This window comes from Micromonospora sp. CNZ303, assembly GCF_004345505.1.
Window position 1 is genome coordinate 128,146 of sequence record NZ_SLVT01000018.1, and the last position, 19,062, is coordinate 147,207.

Genomic DNA, 19,062 nt, shown 5'->3' on the forward strand with positions numbered 1-19,062 from the left:
GGGATTCCATGTCGTGAGTCGAAAGTGTCACGAATGCCTGATAATCCGCTGAGAGCGCGGTCCATGTTTGCTGTCAGCACCCCGGGTGGCCGCTCTCCGAGGGGCACCACGCCAGGGGCGGCGGATCGACGTGTCGCCGTGTCCCGGTCCATGGCAGCATCGCCCCGCCCGCAGACGCAGCGACCCGGGTCACCGTCGGGCTGCGATCCTGGTCACTGCGGAGTCACGCACGGGTGGACCGGTCGGTTCATCCACGCCCGTGGTAATACCCCACCCCCCGGTGAACAATCCGCACCGCGGACCCGTGCCCGTACGTGACGCGGATCGCAGGGCGGGTGTGGCGGGGGCGGGGGGCTCAGGAGGCGAGCAGGGCCAGGGCGCCGCGGACCTGGTCGGCGGAGCGGGAAAGGGCGGCCCGCGCGGCGGACACCTCCACCCCGGAGACGAGCGAGACCAGCGCCACCTTCATGTCGCCGTCGGCCTCGTTGAGGGCCCGCCGGCAGATCTCCTCCGAGCAGCCGGTCGCCTCGATCAGGATCGAGATCATCCGGCCCCGGAGCTTGGCGTTGGTGGCGACCATGTCGATCATGAGGTTCGAGTAGACCCGGCCCAGCCGGACCATCACGGCCGTGGAGAACGTGTTCAGCACCAGCTTCTGCGCGGTGCCCGCCTTCATCCGGGTCGACCCGGTGACGACCTCCGGTCCGGTGTCCACCCCGATGAAGACGTCCACCGACCGGGCGGCCTGCGCCTCCGGGTTGGCACAGAGCAGCACGGTCGAGGCCCCCTTGGCACTCGACGCGGCGAGCGCCCCCAGGACGTACGGTGTGCGTCCGCTGGCGGCGAGCCCGACCACCAGGTCCCCGGCCCGTACGCAGTCGGCGGCCTCCGCCGCGCCGCCCCGGTCGTCGTCCTCGGCGTCCTCGACCGCCCGCCACATGGCCTCCGGCCCGCCCGCGATGTGCGCGCAGAACCAGTGCCGGGGCGAGTTGAAGGTGGGCGCCAGCTCGGCGGCGTCGAGCACGCCGAGCCGGCCGGAGGTGCCGGCGCCGAAGTAGTGCACCCGGTGCCCGCCGCGCAGGGCGGTCACCGCCAGGTCCACGGTCGCGGCGATCTCGTCGAGGACGGCCGCGACGGCGCCGGGCACCCGGTGGTCCGCCTCGTTGATGACCGTGAGCACGTCCCGGGTCGACATGAGGTCGAGGTCCGCGCTGAGCGGGTTACGCCGCTCGGTCGGCGCGCCGACCCGGATCACCGGCCGGGCCGTCACCGGGGCCGTCACCTCGTGGGGTTCCACCGCGCCCGCCGTCATGCCCGCCTCCGTCCCGGGCCGACCCGGTGCGACCGGACCGCCTCGGCTGTCGCTTCGAGGGCCTTCCTGGCCCGGGACCGGTTGCGCGCGGCCACCCCGACGAAGAGGCAGTCGACGACGGTGAGCTGGGCCAGCCGGCTCGCCATGGCGCCCGAGCGGTAGGTGGTCTCGCGGGCGGCCGTGGTGAGCACGAAGTCGGCCACCTCGGTGATCGGCGACCGGGGGAAGTTGGTGAGCGCCACCGTGGCCGCCCCCCGGGCCCGCGCCTGTTCCAGCACCTCGATCACGTCGGAGGTGGTGCCGGTGTGCGAGATGCCGACCGCGACGTCGCCCCGCCCGAGCAGCGCGGCCGACGTCAGCGCGGTGTGCACGTCCGGGAAGTAGAAGGCGATGCGGCCGATGCGGTGCAGCTTCTGCTGGAAGTCCGAGGCGACGAAGCCGCTGGCGCCCGCCCCGTAGACGTCGATCCTTGCGGCGCCCGCGATGGCGTCGACGACCTGCTCGCAGATCGCCGGGTCGAGCTGCTCGGCCGTCTCCTCGACGGCCCGCGCGTCGTTGAAGGCGATGGTCGCGATGATCTGGGCGAGGTCGGCCCCGGGCGGGATGTCGCCGCCGACGACCCGCGCGTCGGGCGGCTCGATCCGGCGGGCGGCCTCGGCGGCGAGCCTGATCCGCAGCTGCGGGTAGCCGTCCATGCCGACCGATCGACAGAAGCGAATGACGGTCGCCTCGGATGTCTCGGCGGCGGTGGCGAGGTCGGTGATGGTCCGACGCGCGGCGTCGGCCGGGTCGGAGACCACCAGCCGGGCGACCCGCTGCTCGGCCGGCGACAACGACGGGAGCAGGCCGCTGATGTGGACGATCAGCCCACCCGGCTCGTGACTCGCAGAAATCTTCGGACTCTTCGCCACGGATGAAACTTACTTTCACGAAGCGTGAGCGTCAACCATGACTGCGCGTATTGAGGAAAGTACCGCCTGCCCGGGCGTGCCGTTTCGCCCAGCGTGCCATCCGTACCGCCCAGCGTGCCATTCCACGGAGGACGTCGCCTCCCCCGCCGGACCTGCGTGGAGAGGCCACCCGGTCGCCGCGGGCCCCCGTACAGACGGTGCCGTCCCGCCGCCTCCCGCGGCGCCCCGCCACCCGGCCGGATCCCGGGCGGCCGGCCGGATCCTTGGCGGCCGGCCCGGGGGCCGTCGGCTCAGGCGATCGGCCGGCCGATCGCGACCGGCTCCCCGCCCGGCGGCCCGGGCACGACGGCGGACCGCACGTCCCGCCCGTCGGGCGACCGGCCCTCGCGCCCGTCGGTCAGCCGGCCGTCGCGACCGTCGGCGGACGACGCCAGCCAGCCCGCCAGGTGGGCCTGGATCTGCCGGGAGACCTCCTCCGGCGGGCGCCCGGCGTCGACCACGACGAAGGTCGGATACTCCGGCAGGGTCCGGTACGCGGTGTCGGCGGCGGTCAGGTAGCACATGCTCTCGTGGTCGGTGCCGCGCTGCTCGATCCGCCGGTACGCCTCGGCGGGATCGACGGTCAGCAGGAAGGTCAACTGCGGGCGCGGGAACATCCGGTAGCCGGCGCGGGCCAGCCGCTCCCAGCGCTGGCCCCCGTGCGCCCGGATGCTCGCGTACTGGCAGGCGGAGTAGCGGTCCATCACCGCGACCCGGCCGGTGGCCAGGCAGCTGAGCAGGGCGAGGGCGATCGCCAGCCAGCGGAGCACGGACTCCACCGCCAGCATGCCGCTGCGCCCGACGAGCCGCTGCGCGTCCGGGCGGCCGACGCGGTGCGCGAGGCGGCCCAGCCAGCGCCGCCCGCCGGCGTTGCGGTGGTAGGTGGCGGGGCGGCCCGCCGCGGTGAGCGCGTCGGCGAGCCGGTGCGCCTGGGTGGTCTTGCCCGAGCCGTCGATGCCGATCAGGGCGACGGCGCGCAATCGGGCCCTGCCGCGCCGCGCCCCCGGTGATCTGGACACTCTGCACAGGCTATCCGACTCACGCTCGCGTACCCGGAGATTTGTGCCGTGTCCTCCCGGTTGACCCCGACCGTGCCACCTGCCAGGTGTGGCCCGCCGGGATGCCGGGTACCGGAGTTGGATCAGCCGCCCACCACCATCGACGGGAGACGCCAATGGCAGAGCGCGGGGACGAGAGCCTGGTGCACACGTTGAAGAAGGTCGCCGCCGTGCTCAAGCAGGAAGAGATTCCCTTCGCGCTCGGGGGCAGCTTCGCGGTGTACGCCCACGGCGGTCACTCCAGCGACCACGACGTCGACTTCCTGATCCGGGAGGTCGACGTGGAACGGTCCCTCGAGGCGCTGGTCGCGGCGGGCTTCACCGCCGAGCGGCCGCCCGAGGACTGGCTGGTCAAGGTGTTCGACGACGGCCGCATGGTGGATCTGATCCACCGACCGATCGAGACGCCGGTGACGGAGGAGACGTTCGCCGACACGGTCGTACGGCCGGTCGACGCGATCCACATGCCGGTGCTCTCGGCCAGCCAGCTCATGGTGCACAAGCTGCTGAGCTTCTCGCAGCACTACTGCGACTTCGCCCGTGGCCTGCCGCTGGCCCGTTCCCTGCGGGAGCAGATCGACTGGGAACGGGTACGCAAGGAGACGCAGCACTCCCCGTACGCGGAGGCGTTCCTGGTGCTGCTGGACCGGCTGGAAGTGGTGCCGCACTCCGGCACCGGCGAGGGAGAGGGGACACCGTGACCGAGCACCGCGACGTCGCCACCGGACCGCCCGACGAGTACGTCGAGGCGGAGATCCACCGGCTGCTCGCCGAGGACCCGGACGTGGCCGAGCAGGGGATCACCGTGGTCCGCCGGGAGCGCGGCCTCGTGCTCTACGGCGAGGTCGAGAGCCCGCACCGGCGGGAGGAGATCCTGCGCCGGGTGGCCGAACGCTTCCCTGACGTGCCGGTCACCAGCGACATCGGGGTGATCCGCGCGCAGGCGCCCACGGAGATCGAGCAACTGCCCTGAGGAGGTTCCATGGTGATCCGGATCGCCGCCGTGGGCGACGTGCATCTGGACGAGGACGTGGTCGGCCGGTTCCGGCCGGCACTGGACGAGCTGCCCGAGCACGCCGACGTGCTGTTGCTCGCCGGCGACCTGACCCGGCACGGGACGGAGTCGGAGGCCCGGTGCGTGGCCACCGAGTTCGGCGGGCTGGGCGTGCCGGTGGTGACCGTGCTGGGCAATCACGACCACCAGTGCGACCAGGTGCCGCAGGTGGTCAAGGTGCTCGAGGACGCCGGGATCACCGTGCTGGAGGGCAACGGCGTCGTGTTGGACTGCGCCGGCGGCCGGCTGGGTGTGGCCGGGGTGAAGGGGTTCGGCGGGGGGTTCGCCGGCCGCTGCGCCAGCGACTTCGGCGAGCCGGAGATGAAGGCGTTCGTCCGGACCACCGCCCAGAGCGCGGACGCCCTGTCCGCCGCCCTGCGGGGACTGGAGTGCGACGTGCTGGTGGCGCTGACCCACTACGCGCCGGTGCCCGACACGCTCGCCGGTGAGCCGCTGGAGATCTACCCGTTCCTGGGCTCGTACCAGCTCGGGCAGGCGATCGACTCGGCGCCGACCGCGCTGGCCCTGCACGGGCACGCGCACGCCGGCTCCGAGCGGGGCACCACGCCCGGCGGGGTACGCGTCCGCAACGTCGCCCACCCCGTGATCAAGCAGGCGTACAGCGTCTTCCACTTGGGCGAGGACCTCGATCATGCGCAGGTTTCCGGCGTCGGCGGGTCGGGTATTCAGCAATCATGGAGCTGATTCTCTGGATTCTCGCAGTCGTACTCGTGGTCGCCGGCATCCTCGCGCTGTTCCGGCGGCAGATCCTGTGGGGCGTCGTCCTCATCGTGGTCGGCCTGCTCGTCGGGCCGGGTGGTGTGAGCATCTTCAATTGACGAGGCGGCTACAGGCCGCCGTTCAGGACCCACCGGGGTCGTCGTGACCGGAACTCCGTCCTCCCGACAGGAGCATCCGGACATGACGACCCCGGTGCCGTGCCGGCCGGCGGGTGGCGGCGGGTTTACCGTCCACCTTCAGCGGACATATCCCCACCATGGAGATGTCCAGGAGCGCTGAACGGACCGGCGGCGCCCGGCAGTGGTGGGCGCTGCTCGGCTTCGGGGCGGCGGTGTTCGTCGCCGCGGCGATCGGCGGGCTGGGTGTGCAGGGCACCTCGACCGAGTACGCGAGCCTCGAACAGCCCGCCTGGGCTCCCCCGTCCTGGCTCTTCGGACCGGTCTGGAGCCTTCTCTACGCGATGATCGCGGTGGCCGGCTGGCTGGTCTGGCGGCGGGTCGGCTTCGGCCCGGCTCTCTGGGCGTGGATCGCCCAGCTGGTGCTCAACGCCGTCTGGACGCCGCTCTTCTTCGGCGCCGGCCGCTACGGGCTGGCGTTCGTCGAGATCCTGCTGATGTGGGTGGCGATCGGCGTGACGGTCGCGCTCTTCCGCAGGGTGTCCCGCCCGGCGACCCTGCTGATGCTGCCCTACTGGGCGTGGGTCACCTTCGCGGCCGCCCTCAACTTCGCCATCTGGCGCCTGAACAGCTGAGCGCCATCCGGCGCCTGAACGGCTGAGCCGGGCGACGGAGCACACGACGACGGAACGGGGCCCCGGTTGCACGCCGGGGCCCCGTCCACACGTTCAGCAGCGGGGTACGCCGGGGATGTAGCCGTCGGAGCCGGTGTAGACGTACGCGTCGGCGATGAAGCGGCCGGCGCCGATCCGGTCCCAGATCGTGCTGGTGCCGTAGGTGCCGGTGACGCTGGTGCCGCTGGTCTGGCACTGGATGGTCACCCGGGTGCCGTCGGCGACGGTGCCAACGGCGGCGTAGCCGGTGCCCGGGCCGGAGCGGACGGTCAGCGGCGTACCGCTGGTGTTGACCGTGCCGGAGCCGGCGCTGCTGCCGCAGCCGTTGTCGCTGGAGTAGTTCTTGGTGCCCCAGTAGAGGGCGAGCGCGCCGTTGAACCGCACCTGGATGTCGGCGCCGTTGAGCCGCTGCTCGTAGTGCAGGTGCGGGCCGGTCGAGCCGCCGGTGCTGCCGACCCAGCCGATCACCTTGCCGTAGCCGACGCTCTGGCCCACCGAGACGTTGAAGCCGTTGAGGTGCGCGTAGTAGGTGTGGTAGCCGCCCGCGTGGCTGATCCGGACGTACTTTCCGTAACTGGTGCCGCCGAGGTCCGTGACCCGGTCGACGGTGCCCGGCGCGCTCGCCACCACCGGGTCGCCCAGGTCGTCGGTGCGGTTGAAGTCGATCGAGTACGCCGGGCTGTGGTTGGTCCGGGTCTGACCGGACCAGGACTGCCCGCACGGGAACGGGACCTTGAACGTGGGAGCCGCCATCGCCGGGGCCGCCGGGACGACCAGCGCGCCCACAGCCAGCAGACCGGCCGCCAGCAGGCCCAACCACCGCTTGCCCATCCAACACCTCCTATGTCGAAATCCTTCGATCACTGGCCTCCAGAGTGTCAGAAAATGACATCGATGGAAAGGGGTCGAATTCCCGTGTGGGAGCGTGCCCAACAGGGGGTTTACGGGTTTCCGGATTGTTACTCGCTCGTGTCCGGATAGGGGTGGACCAGGCCAGATGCAAGCGCTTACATGTGGTGACGCCCATCGGACCGGCGCGGGTTCGATCCCTGACGCGCCGGCAAGGAAGGAGAACGGCATGGCGTTTGCCAGATCACGCCAGGCTCTCGCGATCGCCGGCGTGCTGGGGCTGGCGCTGAGCGCCACCGCCTGCGGCACCGGCAGCGACAAGAAGAGTGACACCGCGGGCTCCGCGGAGTGTGCCGCATACGAGAAGTACGGCGACCTCGACGGCAAGAAGGTCAAGATCTACTCGTCCATCCGGGAGATCGAGGCCGACCGCCTCGACGAGTCCTGGAAGCAGTTCGAGGACTGCACCGGCATCGAGATCGACCACGAGGGCAGCGGCGAGTTCGAGGCGCAGCTCAACGTCCTGGTCGACGGCGGCAACGCCCCCGACCTCGCGTTCATCCCGCAGCCGGGCCTGCTCAAGCGCTTCGTCGACTCGGGCAAGCTCAAGCCGGTCGGCGCCGAGACCAAGAAGATGGCCGAGGAGAACTACCCGGCCGACTGGCTGAAGTACAGCACCGTCAACGGCCAGTTCTACGGCGCCCCGCTCGGCTCCAACGTGAAGTCCTTCGTGTGGTATTCGCCGAAGACCTTCAAGGAGAAGGGCTGGACGGTCCCGACCAGCTGGGACGAGCTGATCAAGCTCAGCGACCAGATCGCGGCCACCGGCACCAAGCCGTGGTGCGCCGGCATCGAGTCGGGTGAGGCCACCGGCTGGCCGGCCACCGACTGGATCGAGGACCTGATGCTGCGGACGCAGACCCCCGAGGTCTACGACCAGTGGGTCACCCACGGCATCCCGTTCAACGACCCGAAGGTCGCCGAGGCCCTCGACAAGGCCGGCACCATCCTCAAGAACGAGAAGTACGTCAACGGCGGCTTCGGCGGCGTGAAGAGCATCGCCACCACCTCCTTCCAGGAGGCCGGCGTGCCGATCACCACTGGCAAGTGCGCGCTGCACCGCCAGGCGTCCTTCTACGCCAACAACTGGCCGCAGGGCACCAAGGTGGCCGAGGACGGCGACGTCTTCGCCTTCTACTTCCCGGCGATCGACGCCAGCAAGGGCAAGCCGGTGCTGGGCGGCGGCGAGTTCGTCGCGGCCTTCAACGACCGGCCCGAGGTCCAGGCCGTGCAGACCTACCTCGCGTCCGGTGAGTACACCAACAGCCGTGCCAAGATCGGCGACTGGGTGTCGGCCAACAACAAGCTCGACCTGGCCAACGTCCCCAACCCCGTCGACAAGCTCTCCGTGCAGATCCTCCAGGACAAGTCCAGCGTCTTCCGCTTCGACGGCTCGGACCTGATGCCGGCGGCCGTCGGCTCCGGGACGTTCTGGAAGGCCATGGTCCAGTGGATCAACGGCAAGGACACCGCGACCGTGCTCCGGGACGTCGAGACCAGCTGGAAGTGATCTGACCGGTGGGCCGGTCCGCGGGGACGCGGGCCGGCCCACCGGCCGGTCAAGGACCTGGGAGGGTCGATGGAGTTCGACTTCGCTGCGGAACAGCCGAAGTTCCTCATGCTGATGTACGGGCTGATCGCCTTCGTCGCGGTGGTGGGCGGTCTGCTCCTGCTCCTCGACGTGGTGCCGGCCTGGTTCGCCCGCCGCCGGGAGGCGCAGCTCGTCGCTGCCTCCGCGAGTGGCGCCCCGATCCCCCGCCGGCGCAAGCCGCGCGAGGGTGTCTTCGCGCTCTTCTTCCTGCTGCCCACGCTGCTGCTGCTCGCCATCGGGCTGGTGGTCCCGGCCGTCCGCACCCTGTTGCTGTCGTTCATGGACCAGGGCAGCGACAACTGGGTCGGGCTGCGCAACTACGGCTGGATGTTCTCCGAGGACTCCATCGTCCGCGTGTTGATCAACACGCTGATCTGGGTGCTCCTCGTCCCGCTGGTGGCCACCACGTTCGGCCTGCTCTACGCCGTGCTGGTGGACAAGGCCCGGTTCGAGGCGGTGGCCAAGTCACTGATCTTCCTGCCGATGGCGATCTCCTTCGTCGGCGCCAGCATCATCTGGAAGTTCGTCTACGCCTACCGCGGTGACGGGCAGGAGCAGATCGGTCTGCTCAACCAGATCGTGGTCAGCCTCGGCGGCGAGCCGAAGCAGTGGCTGCTCAACCCACCGCTGAACACGCTGCTGCTGATCGTGATCATGGTCTGGATCCAGGCCGGTTTCGCGATGGTGGTGCTCTCCGCCGCGATCAAGGCGATCCCCGCCGACATCGTGGAGGCGGCCCGGCTCGACGGGGTCACCCCGTGGCAGATGTTCTGGCAGATCACCATGCCGAGCATCCGGCCGGCGCTGATCGTGGTCGTGGTGACGCTGTCGATCGCCACCCTCAAGGTCTTCGACATCGTCCGGACGTCCACCAACGGCAACTACGACACCAGCGTGATCGCCAACGAGATGTACAACCAGGCGTTCCGCTACGGCGAGAACGGGCAGGGCTCCGCCCTGGCGGTCTTCCTGTTCGTCCTGGTGATCCCGATCGTGATCTACCAGATCCGCAACATCCGTCAGCAGCGGGAGGGCTGAGATGACCACCGCGACGCCCACCGTCGCCGCCGGCACCCAGAAGACCGGCGGGCGGGGCACCAGCACCGCCGGGCGGGTCCGCAGGCGGCTGAACAGCCGTACCGCGACGCTCGTCTCGATCGTCATCGCGGTGTTCTGGACCATTCCCACCTTCGGCCTGTTCATCTCCTCCTTCCGGCCCGAGGACGAGATCAAGAGCACGGGGTGGTGGAACTTCTTCACCAGCCCGTCGTTCACCCTGGACAACTACCAGGAGGTGCTGTTCGGGCGCTCCTCGTCGTCCGGGCAGCTCGCCAGCTACTTCATCAACTCGCTGGCGATCACCATCCCGTCGGTGCTCTTCCCGATCGCCTTCGCGGCCCTGGCCGCGTACGCGCTCGCCTGGATCAACTTCCGGGGGCGGGACTGGCTGTACATCGCGATCTTCGCGCTGCAGATCGTGCCGTTGCAGATGGCCCTGGTGCCGCTGCTGAAGTTCTTCTCCACCGGGGTCACCGTCGGCGGGGTCACCGTCATGCCGGCCTGGGACCTGGTCGACGAACAGAAGTTCGCGCAGGTGTGGTTCGCGCACACCTGCTTCGCGCTGCCGTTCGCCGTCTTCCTGCTGCACAACTTCATGGCGCAGCTGCCCGGAGAGCTGATGGAGTCGGCCCGGGTCGACGGGGCCACCCACCCGAAGATCTTCCGCAGCATCGTGCTGCCGCTGATCACCCCGGCGCTGGCCGCGATCGGCATCTTCCAGTTCCTCTGGGTCTGGAACGACCTGCTGGTCGCGCTGATCTTCGCCGGTGGCGGCGACGAGACCGCCCCGCTCACCGTCCGGCTGGCCGAGATGGCCGGCACCCGGGGCAACGAGTGGCAGCGGCTCACCGCCGGCGCGTTCGTCTCGATCGTCGTACCGCTGATCGTCTTCCTGTCCCTCCAGCGCTACTTCGTGCGCGGCCTGCTCGCCGGCAGCGTCAAGGGCTGAGACGTCTCCGCCGCCGCCGGTGATCCGGCGGCGGCGGAGCTGCGCGGAGCGGGGGGTAGCGTGACGAGGATCGATGATGTCGCACGCCTGGCCGGGGTCTCCACCGCCACCGTGTCCCGGGCGCTGCGAGGGCTGCCGACGGTCTCGGCCGCGACCCGGCGCCGGGTGCTCGCGGCGGCCGAGCAACTGGACTACGCCGTCTCGCCGAGCGCCTCGCGGCTGGCCGGCGGGCGCACCGGCACGGTCGCCGTCGTGGTCCCCCGCATCACCCGGTGGTTCTTCGGCACCGTCGTCGAGGCGGTCGAGGACATCCTCCAGCAGGCGGGCTACGACCTGCTGCTCTACAACCTCGGCGGGCGGGAGCAGATCCGTCAGCGGGTACTGCGCACCGCCAACCTGCACAAGCGCGTCGACGCGATCATGCTGGTCGCCACGCCGCTGCGGTCCGCCGACCTGACCGCACTGACGAAGCTGAAGCTGCCCGGGGTGACCATCAGTTCCGGCACGGTGGTGCCCGGCTGGCCCTGCGTACGCATCGACGACGTCGGCGTCGCGCGGACCGCCACCCGGCACCTGCTCGACCTGGGGCACCGGCGGATCGCCCACATCTCCGGCGACCCGGACGACGAACTCGCCTACACCACGCACCTCGACCGGCGGCGCGGCTACCGGGAGGCGCTGCGCGACGCCGGGATGGTCCCCGATCCCGGCCTCGACGTGGAGTCGCAGTTCACCATCAGCGGCGGCACGCGGGCCACCGAGGAGCTGCTCCGGCGCGGCGACCCGCCGACGGCCATCTTCGCGGCCTGCGACGAGATGGCGATGGGGGCGATGACCGCGCTGCGCGACGCCGGCCTGCGGGTGCCGCAGGACGTCAGCGTGATCGGCGTCGACGACCACGACCTGGCCAGCGTCCTCGGGCTGAGCACGATCGCCCAGCCGGCGGCGGAGCAGGGGCGGCTCGCCACGCGGATCCTGCTCGACCCGCTGCACGGCCGGGCCCTGCCGCCGGGGAGCACCCCCTATCTCGACACGCCGGGATCACCGGTGATCCTGCCCACTCGGCTGATCGTGCGTGAATCGACCGCACCACCCCGGGCACACTAACGGGAACCGGCGACGCCCGGCAGCATCCGACCGTCCGGCTCGACACACGGGAGAAGGCCCTGAACAGCAACCCGACGCACCAGGACACGCCCGCCGGCCCTGCCACCGGTTGGTGGACCAGGGCCACCATCTACCAGGTCTACCCGCGCTCCTTCGCCGACTCCGACGGCGACGGGATCGGTGACCTGCCCGGCATCACCGCCCGCCTGGACCACCTCGTGGAACTGGGCGTGGACGCGCTCTGGCTGTCGCCGTTCTACCCGTCGCCGCAGGCCGACGCCGGGTACGACGTGGCCGACTACCGGGACGTGGACCCGCTCTTCGGCACCCTCGCCGACGCCGACCGGCTGATCGCCGGGGCGCACTCGCGCGGGCTGCGGGTCATCGTCGACCTGGTGCCCAACCACACGTCGTCGGCGCACGAGTGGTTCGCCGCAGCGCTCGCCGCCGCCCCCGGCAGCCCGGAGCGCGACCGCTACGTCTTCCGCGACGGCCGGGGGCCGGACGGCGCGCAGCCCCCGAACGACTGGCAGAGCGTCTTCGGCGGGCCGGCCTGGACCCGCGTCACCGGGGCCGACGGCCGCCCCGGCCAGTGGTACCTGCACCTGTTCGACTCGGGTCAGCCCGACCTCAACTGGGACAACCCCGAGGTCCGGGAGGAGTTCCTGGAGGTGCTCCGGTTCTGGCTGGACCGCGGCGTCGACGGCTTCCGCGTCGACGTGGCGCACGGCCTGATCAAGCAGGCCGACCTGGCGGACTGGCAGGAGCCGCAGGAGATCCTCTCCGGTCAGGAGATCGACAAGCCGCGCCCGCCGATGTGGGACCAGGAGGGCGTGCACGAGATCTACCGGGACTGGCGGCGCGTGCTGGACGGCTACCCGGACGAGCGGATCCTGGTCGCCGAGGCGTGGGTCGAGCCGGCCGAGCGACTGGCCCGCTACGTCCGCCCGGACGAGATGCACCAGGCGTTCAACTTCGAGTACCTGCTGGCCGCGTGGACCGCCCCGGCCCAGTACGCGGTGATCACCCGCTCGCTGGAGGCCACCGACGCCGTCGGCGCCCCGACCACCTGGGTGCTCTCCAACCACGACGTGGTCCGGCACGCCTCCCGGCTGGGGCTGCCGGTCGGCGGCAAACGGCCCAACGGCATCGGCATCGGCGACCCGCAGCCGGACGCCGCGCTCGGCCTGCGCCGGGCGCGGGCGGCCACCCTGCTGATGCTCGCCCTGCCCGGCTCGGCCTACCTCTACCAGGGCGAGGAACTGGGCCTGCCGGAGCACACCACGATGCCCGACGAGGCCCGGCAGGACCCGACCTGGGCGCGCAGCGGGCACACCGAGCGGGGTCGCGACGGCTGCCGGGTGCCGATCCCGTGGGAGGCCGACGCCCCCTCGTACGGCTTCGGGCCGACCGACGCGAGCTGGCTGCCGCAGCCGTCGCTCTGGGCGGAGTACGCCCTGGACCGGCAGCGGGACACGCCCGGCTCGACGTACGAGCTGTACCGGATGGCGCTGCGGCTGCGCCGCGAGCACCGGCTCGGCGAGGGCCCGCTGGAGTGGCTCGCCTCCGGCGACGAGGTGCTCTCGTTCCGCAACGGGGGGCTGACCGTGCTGACCAACTTCGGCGACGCCGCCGTGCCGCTGCCCGCCGGGTCCGAGCTGGTGCACGCCAGCGCCCCGCTGGACGCCGACGGCGCCGTGCCCACCGACGTGACGGTCTGGGTCCGCCCGTCCTGACGTGTAAGGAAGGGCACCTTCCTAACGCATAGCGTTAGGAAGGTGCCCTTCCTTACAGCCGTTCGGCGCGGTCGTGCAGCAGGTCCCGGACGTCGTCGATGTCGCCCGGCGAGGTCCGCGAGGCCAGCCAGTACATGACGCCCGTCGGGATGAAGAAGAGCTGGAAGGCCGCCAGCCCGACGGCGTAGTTCAGCGGCGGCGGGAAGGCCGCCCGCAAGCCGTGGAAGGCCACCCCCACCAGCCCGTTGCCGGCCGCCCGGCCGACGCCGTTGACCAGGTTGCCGAGGCTGTAGACGGTGCCCCGGTGCTCGGGCGGGTTGACGTCGGCGATCAGGGCGAACCAGTTCGGCGAGTTCGCCGAGGTGAGCGCCAGCGCCACGACGGCGGTGAGCAGGCTCAGCCCGACCGTCGGTTCGGTGAACACGCTGGTCAGCACCGCCCGCACCACCGCGCCGGCGCCGGCGCCGTCCGGCACGTCGATGCGTACCGGCACGAAGAAGAGGACCAGGTAGAACGGCAGCGCCGCGAGGATGCCGACCGCCGCGACCAGGGCCCGGCCCCGGGGCGTACGCCGTTGCAGCGCGTCGCCGACCAGCCCGCCCACGATGGAGAGCACCCCGCCGAGCTGGAACAGGGTGGCGAAGACGCTGCCCACGACCACGGCGGTGGCGGCGGAGTAGCCCTGGTCCTCGGCCCGCTCGGCGAAGAGCACCGGCAGCCAGACCAGCGATCCGAAGGCCGCCTGCGCGGTGAGGCCCTGGAGGATCAGCCAGCGGTTCGTCCGCCGGCCGAGGATCCTCGGCAGGTCCGCCCGGCTGATCCGGTAGTCGTACTCGGCGCCGGTGGCGAGCGCGTCGGCCAACTCCGGCTCGCTCTGCCCGCGCCGGATGTCGTAGGTGAACAGGTAGGCGACGGTCGCCGCGACGCCGACCACGGTCAGCAGCAGGAACGGGCGTCGCCAGTCGGCGGCCCCCAGCAGCCCGCCGACCAGCGTGCCGGCGAGCGTGCCGACGCCCTGGGACAGCCCCCAGAAGCTCATTACCAGCCCCCGGCGGCGGGGCGAGATCAGGTCGGTGACGACCGAGAAGCCGACCGACCCGACCGCGCCCAGGCCGACCGCCGCCAGGATCTGCGCCGCCAGGAAGGCGGGATAGTTCGCCGCGACCGCGCTGCCGCCCGTGCCCAGCGCCCAGATGAGGGTGCCGACCATCAGCAGCGGCTTACGGTTCGCGCGGTCACCCACGTACGCCCAGCCGACGGCGGCCACCGCGCTGGCCAGGAAGCTCACGGCGGTGACCAGGCCGAGCAGCCGCTGCGGCACGTCGAAGGCGGCGGAGATGGGCCCGTACAGCGGGGGCACCAGACCGATCGCCACGTTGTCCAGCGAGGCGAGCAGCACGAAGACCACGACGCTGTAGAACCGGTGCGCGGGCGTCCCGCCCCGGGCCCGCGCCGGCCCACCCCTGGTCAAGGTCATGTGCGGCAGCCAACCAGGATCAGGTCACGAGCGGGTGACGACGCGCGGGCGCGGCGGGGTGCTCAGAGATAGCCGCCGATCGCGGGCGGGGCAGTGGGCGCGGCCGGCGTGCCCGCCCGCAGCGCGTACAGCTCGGCGAGGGTCGCGCCCTGGGGCGGCACGCCCGCCGCCGTGCCCAGCCACCCGGTCGCCTCCTCGTACGACAGCGGGCCCACCTCGATGCGGGCCAGGCAGCGACCCGGGCGGACCACCGCCGGGTGCAGCCGGGACAGGTCCTCGTTCGTGGTGATCGCGACGAGCACGTCGCGCCCCTGCCCGAGCAGCCCGTCGGTGAGGTTGAGCAGCCGGGACAGGGCCTGCCCGGCGGCCTGCTTCGCCTCGCCCCGGATCAGCTCGTCGCAGTCCTCCAGGATGAGCAGCCGCCACCGGCGGCCCGTCCCCTGCTCGCCGTCCTCGTCCCCGACCGCCACCTCGGACAGGTACGCCGTGTCCGCGAAGAGCACGTCCGGGTCGAGCACGGCGTCGACCTGGCACCAGTCGCGCCACTGGCGGGCAAGGGCGCGCAGCGCGGTGGTCTTTCCCGTCCCGGGCGCCCCGTGCAGCAGCACCAGCCGGCCGGAGAGGCGCTCCGGGGTGGTCGCCATCAGCTCGTCGAGCGCGTCGCGTGCCGCGGCGGCGTAGTTCGGCCGGATCGCCGCCCACTCCGGCGCGGCGATGGAGCGTACGTCGCGCTGGCTGCCCCGGCGGGGGTTCTGGTGCCAGAAGCCGATCCGGCCGGCGCCCGGATCCTCCGGTTCGGCGGCCCCGTCGACGATCCGGTCCAGGGCCGGCCGGCCCACCTCCTCCGAGACCGCCGTGACCGTCACCTCCGCGCCGCGCCCCTTCCAGGTGACCACCCGGGCCGTCCAGCCGTCGCCGGCCAGCAGGCGGGACAGCTGGCGGTTCTCCACGGCCGTGCGGAGCAGTCGCCCGTCCGGGGCGGTCAGCGGCGCGTCGGGGCGCACCCGGGAGAGCCGGACGGTGTGCGACCACGGGTGGCGGCCGGTGACGAAGTCCGCCAGGACCAGCGCGTCGATGACGTCGCAGGGGGTGTCCGCGTCGTCGTACTGGAGCATCGAGGGAATGCCGGTGCCGGGCGCCTCGTCCGCTTCGGGGGTGGTTCGCATCCGTCGATGATCGCGAGCGGGAGCGCGCCCGTACAGTCCTTTACCGTTACCTTTCAGTGCGCTTTAGTGCGCACACGATCGATAGTCCTGCCTTGCGGTAGGACGGTCCCGGTCTGACCGACTGGCGTCGTGCCGGGTTCACGCTTCACGGCCACCTGCCCGCATGTGCGGGTCTTCTGATCGGCTCCACGTGCTGCCACCGGGCCACTCCCGGCGGTGTCGTACTCAGCCGCCAGGGCGGCCAGGTTCAGAGCGGCGTTGCGGTCCCGGTCGATGACCAGGCCGCATGCCTCGCAGGTGTATTTGCGCTCGTGCAGGGCGAGCTTGGTTCTCACCGCGCCGCAGCCCGAGCAGGTCTTGCTGGACGGATACCAGCGGTCGGCCAGCAGCAGCCGGCCGCCGTTCCATCCGGTCTTATACGCCAACTGGCGGCGGATCTCCGCGAATCCGGCGTCGGCGATGTGCCGGGCGAGCCGCCGATTGCGCAGCATCCCGGTCACGTTGAGATCTTCGACCATGATCGTGCCGTGCGTCGTGGCGAGTTGGGTGGTGAGTTTGTGCAGGCCGTCACGGCGCAGGTTCGCCACCCGGGTATGCGCCCGGCCGAGTCGGGCCGCCGCTCGTTCCCACCGCTTCGACGGCTGCCGTCCGGTGCGCCGGTCCGGGCCAGTCTTGCGCGACAGGGATCGGCCCAGCGAGCGCATCCGCTGCTGCGCGTTTACCAGGTAGCGCGGATTCGGTACGAGTTCGCCGGTGGACAGCACCGCGAGGTGCGTGATCCCGACGTCCACGCCGACCACCGTCTTCGGCCGGGCCGGGATGCGTTTGGCACGTTCGATCTCGACGGTGAACGACACGTGCCACCGGCCGGCATCACGGCGCACTGTGGCAGACATGATCCGCGCGGTGCCGTTGTCCAAGCAGCGGGCCAGCTTACGGGCGGATTCGTGCAGCTTCAACCGCCCCAGCCGGGGCAGCACGACGTGCGTCCGGTCAGGCTCGACCCGAATCGCACCGGTGGTGAACCGCACCGACGGGGTGGTGCGGCGGCGAGACTTGAACCGGGGAAACCCGACCGGGCGTCCGGCCCGTGTGCCCTTACGGGAGTCAGACCAGTTCTTCAGGCCGCGCGCGAGGGCGTCGAGGCCGGTGTTGAACGCCTCCTTGGACACCTCGCCCCACCACGGCGCGACGTCGGGCTTGGCCACGTTCCACGCCTTGCGCAGCCCAGCGAGGGACCACGACGGCGACGGGGTCAACTGCTCGTCCGACACGCCGTAGGAACGCTCGGCCACGCGCTGGTCCATGACCGCCTTCACCCGGGCCAGTGCCCAGTTGTGCGCGACCCGAGCGGCCCCGGCGTGCGCTCTGACCGGTGGCCCAGGTGGCGACCCGGGCGACCTGGCGACCCAGGTCCGCCTCCTGGTCGGCTGACGACACCCGGGCGTACACCACCGCCTGCCCGACCTCGACCATCGCGCCGGTTAGCGGTTCCCCGACCATGATCAGGCGGCCCAGCCTGTACGAAGGAACAGGCAGCTTGCCGGACTCGTAGCGCCGACGCGCGGGCGCGTACGAGATACCCGGTGGCAGCCGCCCACTCCTTCAGGTTCACACCGCCAACCATGGTCAATTAGTAAGCATTGAAGACGACTGACGCGCCAGCAGTTGCTACCTCCCGTCGACCCGGTCGAGGAAGTGCTCGCGGGCGGCGGCGTACCGCTGGCGGATGGCGGGGACGGGGGCGGCGGCGTACTCCTCGGTGCCGTGGACGGACCACGTGGGGGGCGCCGCGCCGCCCAGGGCGACCCAGGCGGCCTGGCGGGCGGCGCCGTCGGCGACGTACTCGCCGGGCGGCGGGACGACCACGGGCACGCCGAGGACCTGCGGCGCGATGCGGCGCACCGCCGCCGAGCGGGCGCCCCCGCCGACCAGGATCACCCGGCGCACGGTGGCGCCCTGGGCGGTGAGCGCGTCGAGGCCGTCGGCGAGGGCGCAGAGCAGCCCCTCGACGGCGGCGCGCGCCAGGTGCGCCGCCGTCGAGGTGCGCAGGGTCAGCCCGTGCAGGGCGCCGCTCGCCCGCGGCCGGTCGGGCGTCCGCTCGCCCTCCAAATAGGGCACCATGACCAGCCCGTCCGCGCCGGCGGGGGCGGCCAGCGCCAGCTCGGCCAGCTCGGTCAGGTCGACCCGGAGCATCGACGCGGCGGCGTCGAGCACCCGGGCGGCGTTGAGCGTGCAGACCAGGGGCAGGAAGCGGCCGGTGGCGTCGGCGAATCCGGCGACCGCGCCGCTTCCGTCGGCCGCCGGGGAATCGGCGACGCTGAACACGGTGCCGGAGGTGCCGATCGACACGACCACGTCGCCGGGGCCCGCGCCGACGCCGAGCGCGGCGGCGGCGTTGTCCCCCGTGCCGGGGCCGAGCACCGCCCCGTCGGGCAGCCGGCCGCCGTGCGGCGTCGAGTCGCCGTGGGGCAGCCCCGGGCCGACCCGGAAGGCGTCCGGGCGTACGGCGCCCGCCGGTTCCGCCGGGCCGAGCACGGTCGGCACGTGCGGCCGCCGGCCGAACGCCCGCTCCAGCAGGTCGAGGCGGTAGTCGCCGGTGGCCGGGGACCAGTAGCCGGTGCCGCTGGCGTCGCCCCGGTCGGTACGCAGCGCCGGCAGGCCCGGCGCGCCCGCCAGCCGCCAGGTCAGCCAGTCGTGCGGCAGGCAGACCGCCGCCACCCGGGCCGCGCGCTCCGGCTCGTGCCGGGCCAGCCAGCGCAGCTTCGTGACGGTGAAGCTGGCGACCGGCACGCTGCCCACCGCCTCGGCCCAGAACCGGCGGCCGGTCTCCCCGCCGCCGGCCTCTTCGACCAGCTCGGCGGCGGCCCCGGCGGAGCGGGTGTCGTTCCACAGCAGCGCCGGCCGGACCACGTCACCCGCCTCGTCGAGGCACACCATGCCGTGCTGCTGGCCGGCGACGGAGACCGCCGCCACGTCGGCCAGCCCGCCGGCGGCGTCGACCGCCGCGCCCAGCGCGGACCACCACGCCGCCGGGTCGACCTCGGTGCCGTCCGGGTGCGGCGCCCGGCCCTGCCGGAGCAGGGCGCCGGTCTCCGCGTCCCGGACGACGACCTTGCAGGACTGGGTCGAGGAGTCCACCCCCGCGACGATCGGCATCGCC

General features: G+C 72.1%; 17 protein-coding genes and 1 pseudogene. 10 read left to right on the forward strand and 8 right to left on the reverse strand.

Going from position 1 to position 19,062, the window contains the following annotated elements:
- Window positions 1–355 precede the first annotated feature (355 nt).
- The 3 genes from EV374_RS25060 to EV374_RS25070 form a co-directional block, all read right to left on the reverse strand.
- Window positions 356–1,312, reverse strand: a complete 957-nt coding sequence (locus EV374_RS25060; protein ID WP_132239413.1) for an N-acetylmuramic acid 6-phosphate etherase — start codon at window positions 1,310–1,312, stop codon at window positions 356–358.
- Window positions 1,309–2,223, reverse strand: coding sequence for a MurR/RpiR family transcriptional regulator (locus EV374_RS25065; protein ID WP_132239415.1), 915 nt, complete (start codon window positions 2,221–2,223; stop codon window positions 1,309–1,311). The genes EV374_RS25060 and EV374_RS25065 overlap by 4 nt, the downstream gene beginning before the upstream one ends.
- Window positions 2,224–2,513: 290 nt before the next feature.
- Window positions 2,514–3,281: a dTMP kinase gene (locus EV374_RS25070; protein WP_132239417.1), complete on the reverse strand. Its 768-nt coding sequence runs from the start codon at window positions 3,279–3,281 to the stop codon at window positions 2,514–2,516.
- Between the two features lie 101 nt (window positions 3,282–3,382).
- On the opposite strand from EV374_RS25070, the gene EV374_RS25075 reads away from it, so the two are divergent.
- The 5 genes from EV374_RS25075 (at window position 3,383) to EV374_RS25090 (ending at window position 5,866) form a co-directional block, all read left to right on the forward strand.
- Window positions 3,383–4,021, forward strand: coding sequence for a nucleotidyltransferase family protein (locus tag EV374_RS25075; protein WP_132239419.1), 639 nt, complete (start codon window positions 3,383–3,385; stop codon window positions 4,019–4,021).
- Entirely contained in the window at window positions 4,018–4,293 is a 276-nt protein-coding gene (locus EV374_RS25080; protein WP_132239421.1) for a hypothetical protein, read from the forward strand. The genes EV374_RS25075 and EV374_RS25080 overlap by 4 nt, the downstream gene beginning before the upstream one ends.
- A gap of 9 nt (window positions 4,294–4,302) precedes the next feature.
- Window positions 4,303–5,079, forward strand: a complete 777-nt coding sequence (locus EV374_RS25085) for a metallophosphoesterase (RefSeq protein WP_132239423.1) — start codon at window positions 4,303–4,305, stop codon at window positions 5,077–5,079.
- On the forward strand, window positions 5,070–5,213 hold the full coding sequence (locus EV374_RS32770; RefSeq protein ID WP_165947907.1) for a GPGG-motif small membrane protein: 144 nt from the start codon (window positions 5,070–5,072) through the stop codon (window positions 5,211–5,213). Before EV374_RS25085 ends, EV374_RS32770 begins: the two co-directional genes overlap by 10 nt.
- A gap of 158 nt (window positions 5,214–5,371) precedes the next feature.
- The gene (locus EV374_RS25090; RefSeq protein ID WP_132239425.1) at window positions 5,372–5,866 is read left to right on the forward strand and encodes a TspO/MBR family protein; all 495 of its coding nucleotides are present in this window, start codon (window positions 5,372–5,374) and stop codon (window positions 5,864–5,866) included.
- A 93-nt stretch (window positions 5,867–5,959) separates the two neighbouring features.
- On the opposite strand, the gene EV374_RS25095 is transcribed toward EV374_RS25090, so the two are convergent.
- Window positions 5,960–6,736 carry a peptidoglycan DD-metalloendopeptidase family protein gene (locus tag EV374_RS25095; protein ID WP_132239427.1) on the reverse strand — a complete coding sequence of 259 codons (777 nt, stop codon included), beginning with the start codon at window positions 6,734–6,736 and terminating at the stop codon, window positions 5,960–5,962.
- 247 nt (window positions 6,737–6,983) lie between these two features.
- Here EV374_RS25095 and EV374_RS25100 point away from each other — a divergent pair, with 247 nt between their 5' ends.
- The 5 genes from EV374_RS25100 to EV374_RS25120 all read left to right on the forward strand — a co-directional run bounded on the left by EV374_RS25100 (window position 6,984) and on the right by EV374_RS25120 (window position 13,256).
- On the forward strand, window positions 6,984–8,324 hold the full coding sequence (locus tag EV374_RS25100) for an ABC transporter substrate-binding protein (RefSeq protein WP_132239429.1): 1,341 nt from the start codon (window positions 6,984–6,986) through the stop codon (window positions 8,322–8,324).
- Between the two features lie 69 nt (window positions 8,325–8,393).
- The gene (locus EV374_RS25105; protein ID WP_132239431.1) at window positions 8,394–9,443 is read left to right on the forward strand and encodes a carbohydrate ABC transporter permease; all 1,050 of its coding nucleotides are present in this window, start codon (window positions 8,394–8,396) and stop codon (window positions 9,441–9,443) included.
- Between the two features lies 1 nt (window position 9,444).
- The gene (locus EV374_RS25110; RefSeq protein WP_132239433.1) at window positions 9,445–10,413 is read left to right on the forward strand and encodes a carbohydrate ABC transporter permease; all 969 of its coding nucleotides are present in this window, start codon (window positions 9,445–9,447) and stop codon (window positions 10,411–10,413) included.
- Window positions 10,414–10,473: 60 nt separating this feature from the next.
- Window positions 10,474–11,520 (forward strand): LacI family DNA-binding transcriptional regulator, encoded by a 1,047-nt coding sequence (locus tag EV374_RS25115; protein WP_132239435.1) that lies wholly within the window; start codon window positions 10,474–10,476, stop codon window positions 11,518–11,520.
- A 59-nt stretch (window positions 11,521–11,579) separates the two neighbouring features.
- Window positions 11,580–13,256 carry a glycoside hydrolase family 13 protein gene (locus EV374_RS25120; RefSeq protein WP_132239437.1) on the forward strand — a complete coding sequence of 559 codons (1,677 nt, stop codon included), beginning with the start codon at window positions 11,580–11,582 and terminating at the stop codon, window positions 13,254–13,256.
- A 52-nt stretch (window positions 13,257–13,308) separates the two neighbouring features.
- Here EV374_RS25120 and EV374_RS25125 read toward each other — a convergent pair whose 3' ends face one another.
- The 4 genes and pseudogenes from EV374_RS25125 to xylB all read right to left on the reverse strand — a co-directional run bounded on the left by EV374_RS25125 (window position 13,309) and on the right by xylB (window position 19,058).
- Window positions 13,309–14,733: an MFS transporter gene (locus EV374_RS25125; RefSeq protein ID WP_132239439.1), complete on the reverse strand. Its 1,425-nt coding sequence runs from the start codon at window positions 14,731–14,733 to the stop codon at window positions 13,309–13,311.
- Window positions 14,734–14,795: 62 nt separating this feature from the next.
- Window positions 14,796–15,899 (reverse strand): DUF5925 domain-containing protein, encoded by a 1,104-nt coding sequence (locus tag EV374_RS25130; protein WP_207914532.1) that lies wholly within the window; start codon window positions 15,897–15,899, stop codon window positions 14,796–14,798.
- 53 nt (window positions 15,900–15,952) lie between these two features.
- Window positions 15,953–17,260 (reverse strand): annotated as a pseudogene (gene tnpB, locus EV374_RS25135) (IS607 family element RNA-guided endonuclease TnpB); the annotation flags it as partial.
- A gap of 310 nt (window positions 17,261–17,570) precedes the next feature.
- Entirely contained in the window at window positions 17,571–19,058 is a 1,488-nt protein-coding gene (gene xylB / locus EV374_RS25140; protein WP_132239441.1) for a xylulokinase, read from the reverse strand.
- Window positions 19,059–19,062: the final 4 nt, after the last annotated feature.

Bases quoted from the DNA above. Each gene is read 5' to 3' on its own strand.
- EV374_RS25060 (WP_132239413.1), bottom strand. From the start codon at position 1,312: ATGACGGCGGGCGCGGTGGAACCCCACGAGGTGACGGCCCCGGTGACG.
- EV374_RS25075 (WP_132239419.1), top strand. From the start codon at position 3,383: ATGCCGGGTACCGGAGTTGGATCAGCCGCCCACCACCATCGACGGGAG.
- EV374_RS25085 (WP_132239423.1), top strand. From the start codon at position 4,303: ATGGTGATCCGGATCGCCGCCGTGGGCGACGTGCATCTGGACGAGGAC.
- EV374_RS32770 (WP_165947907.1), top strand. From the start codon at position 5,070: ATGGAGCTGATTCTCTGGATTCTCGCAGTCGTACTCGTGGTCGCCGGC.
- EV374_RS25090 (WP_132239425.1), top strand. From the start codon at position 5,372: ATGGAGATGTCCAGGAGCGCTGAACGGACCGGCGGCGCCCGGCAGTGG.
- EV374_RS25095 (WP_132239427.1), bottom strand. From the start codon at position 6,736: ATGGGCAAGCGGTGGTTGGGCCTGCTGGCGGCCGGTCTGCTGGCTGTG.
- EV374_RS25100 (WP_132239429.1), top strand. From the start codon at position 6,984: ATGGCGTTTGCCAGATCACGCCAGGCTCTCGCGATCGCCGGCGTGCTG.
- EV374_RS25105 (WP_132239431.1), top strand. From the start codon at position 8,394: ATGGAGTTCGACTTCGCTGCGGAACAGCCGAAGTTCCTCATGCTGATG.
- EV374_RS25110 (WP_132239433.1), top strand. From the start codon at position 9,445: ATGACCACCGCGACGCCCACCGTCGCCGCCGGCACCCAGAAGACCGGC.
- EV374_RS25125 (WP_132239439.1), bottom strand. From the start codon at position 14,733: ATGACCTTGACCAGGGGTGGGCCGGCGCGGGCCCGGGGCGGGACGCCC.
- EV374_RS25130 (WP_207914532.1), bottom strand. From the start codon at position 15,899: ATGCGAACCACCCCCGAAGCGGACGAGGCGCCCGGCACCGGCATTCCC.
- xylB (WP_132239441.1), bottom strand. From the start codon at position 19,058: ATGCCGATCGTCGCGGGGGTGGACTCCTCGACCCAGTCCTGCAAGGTC.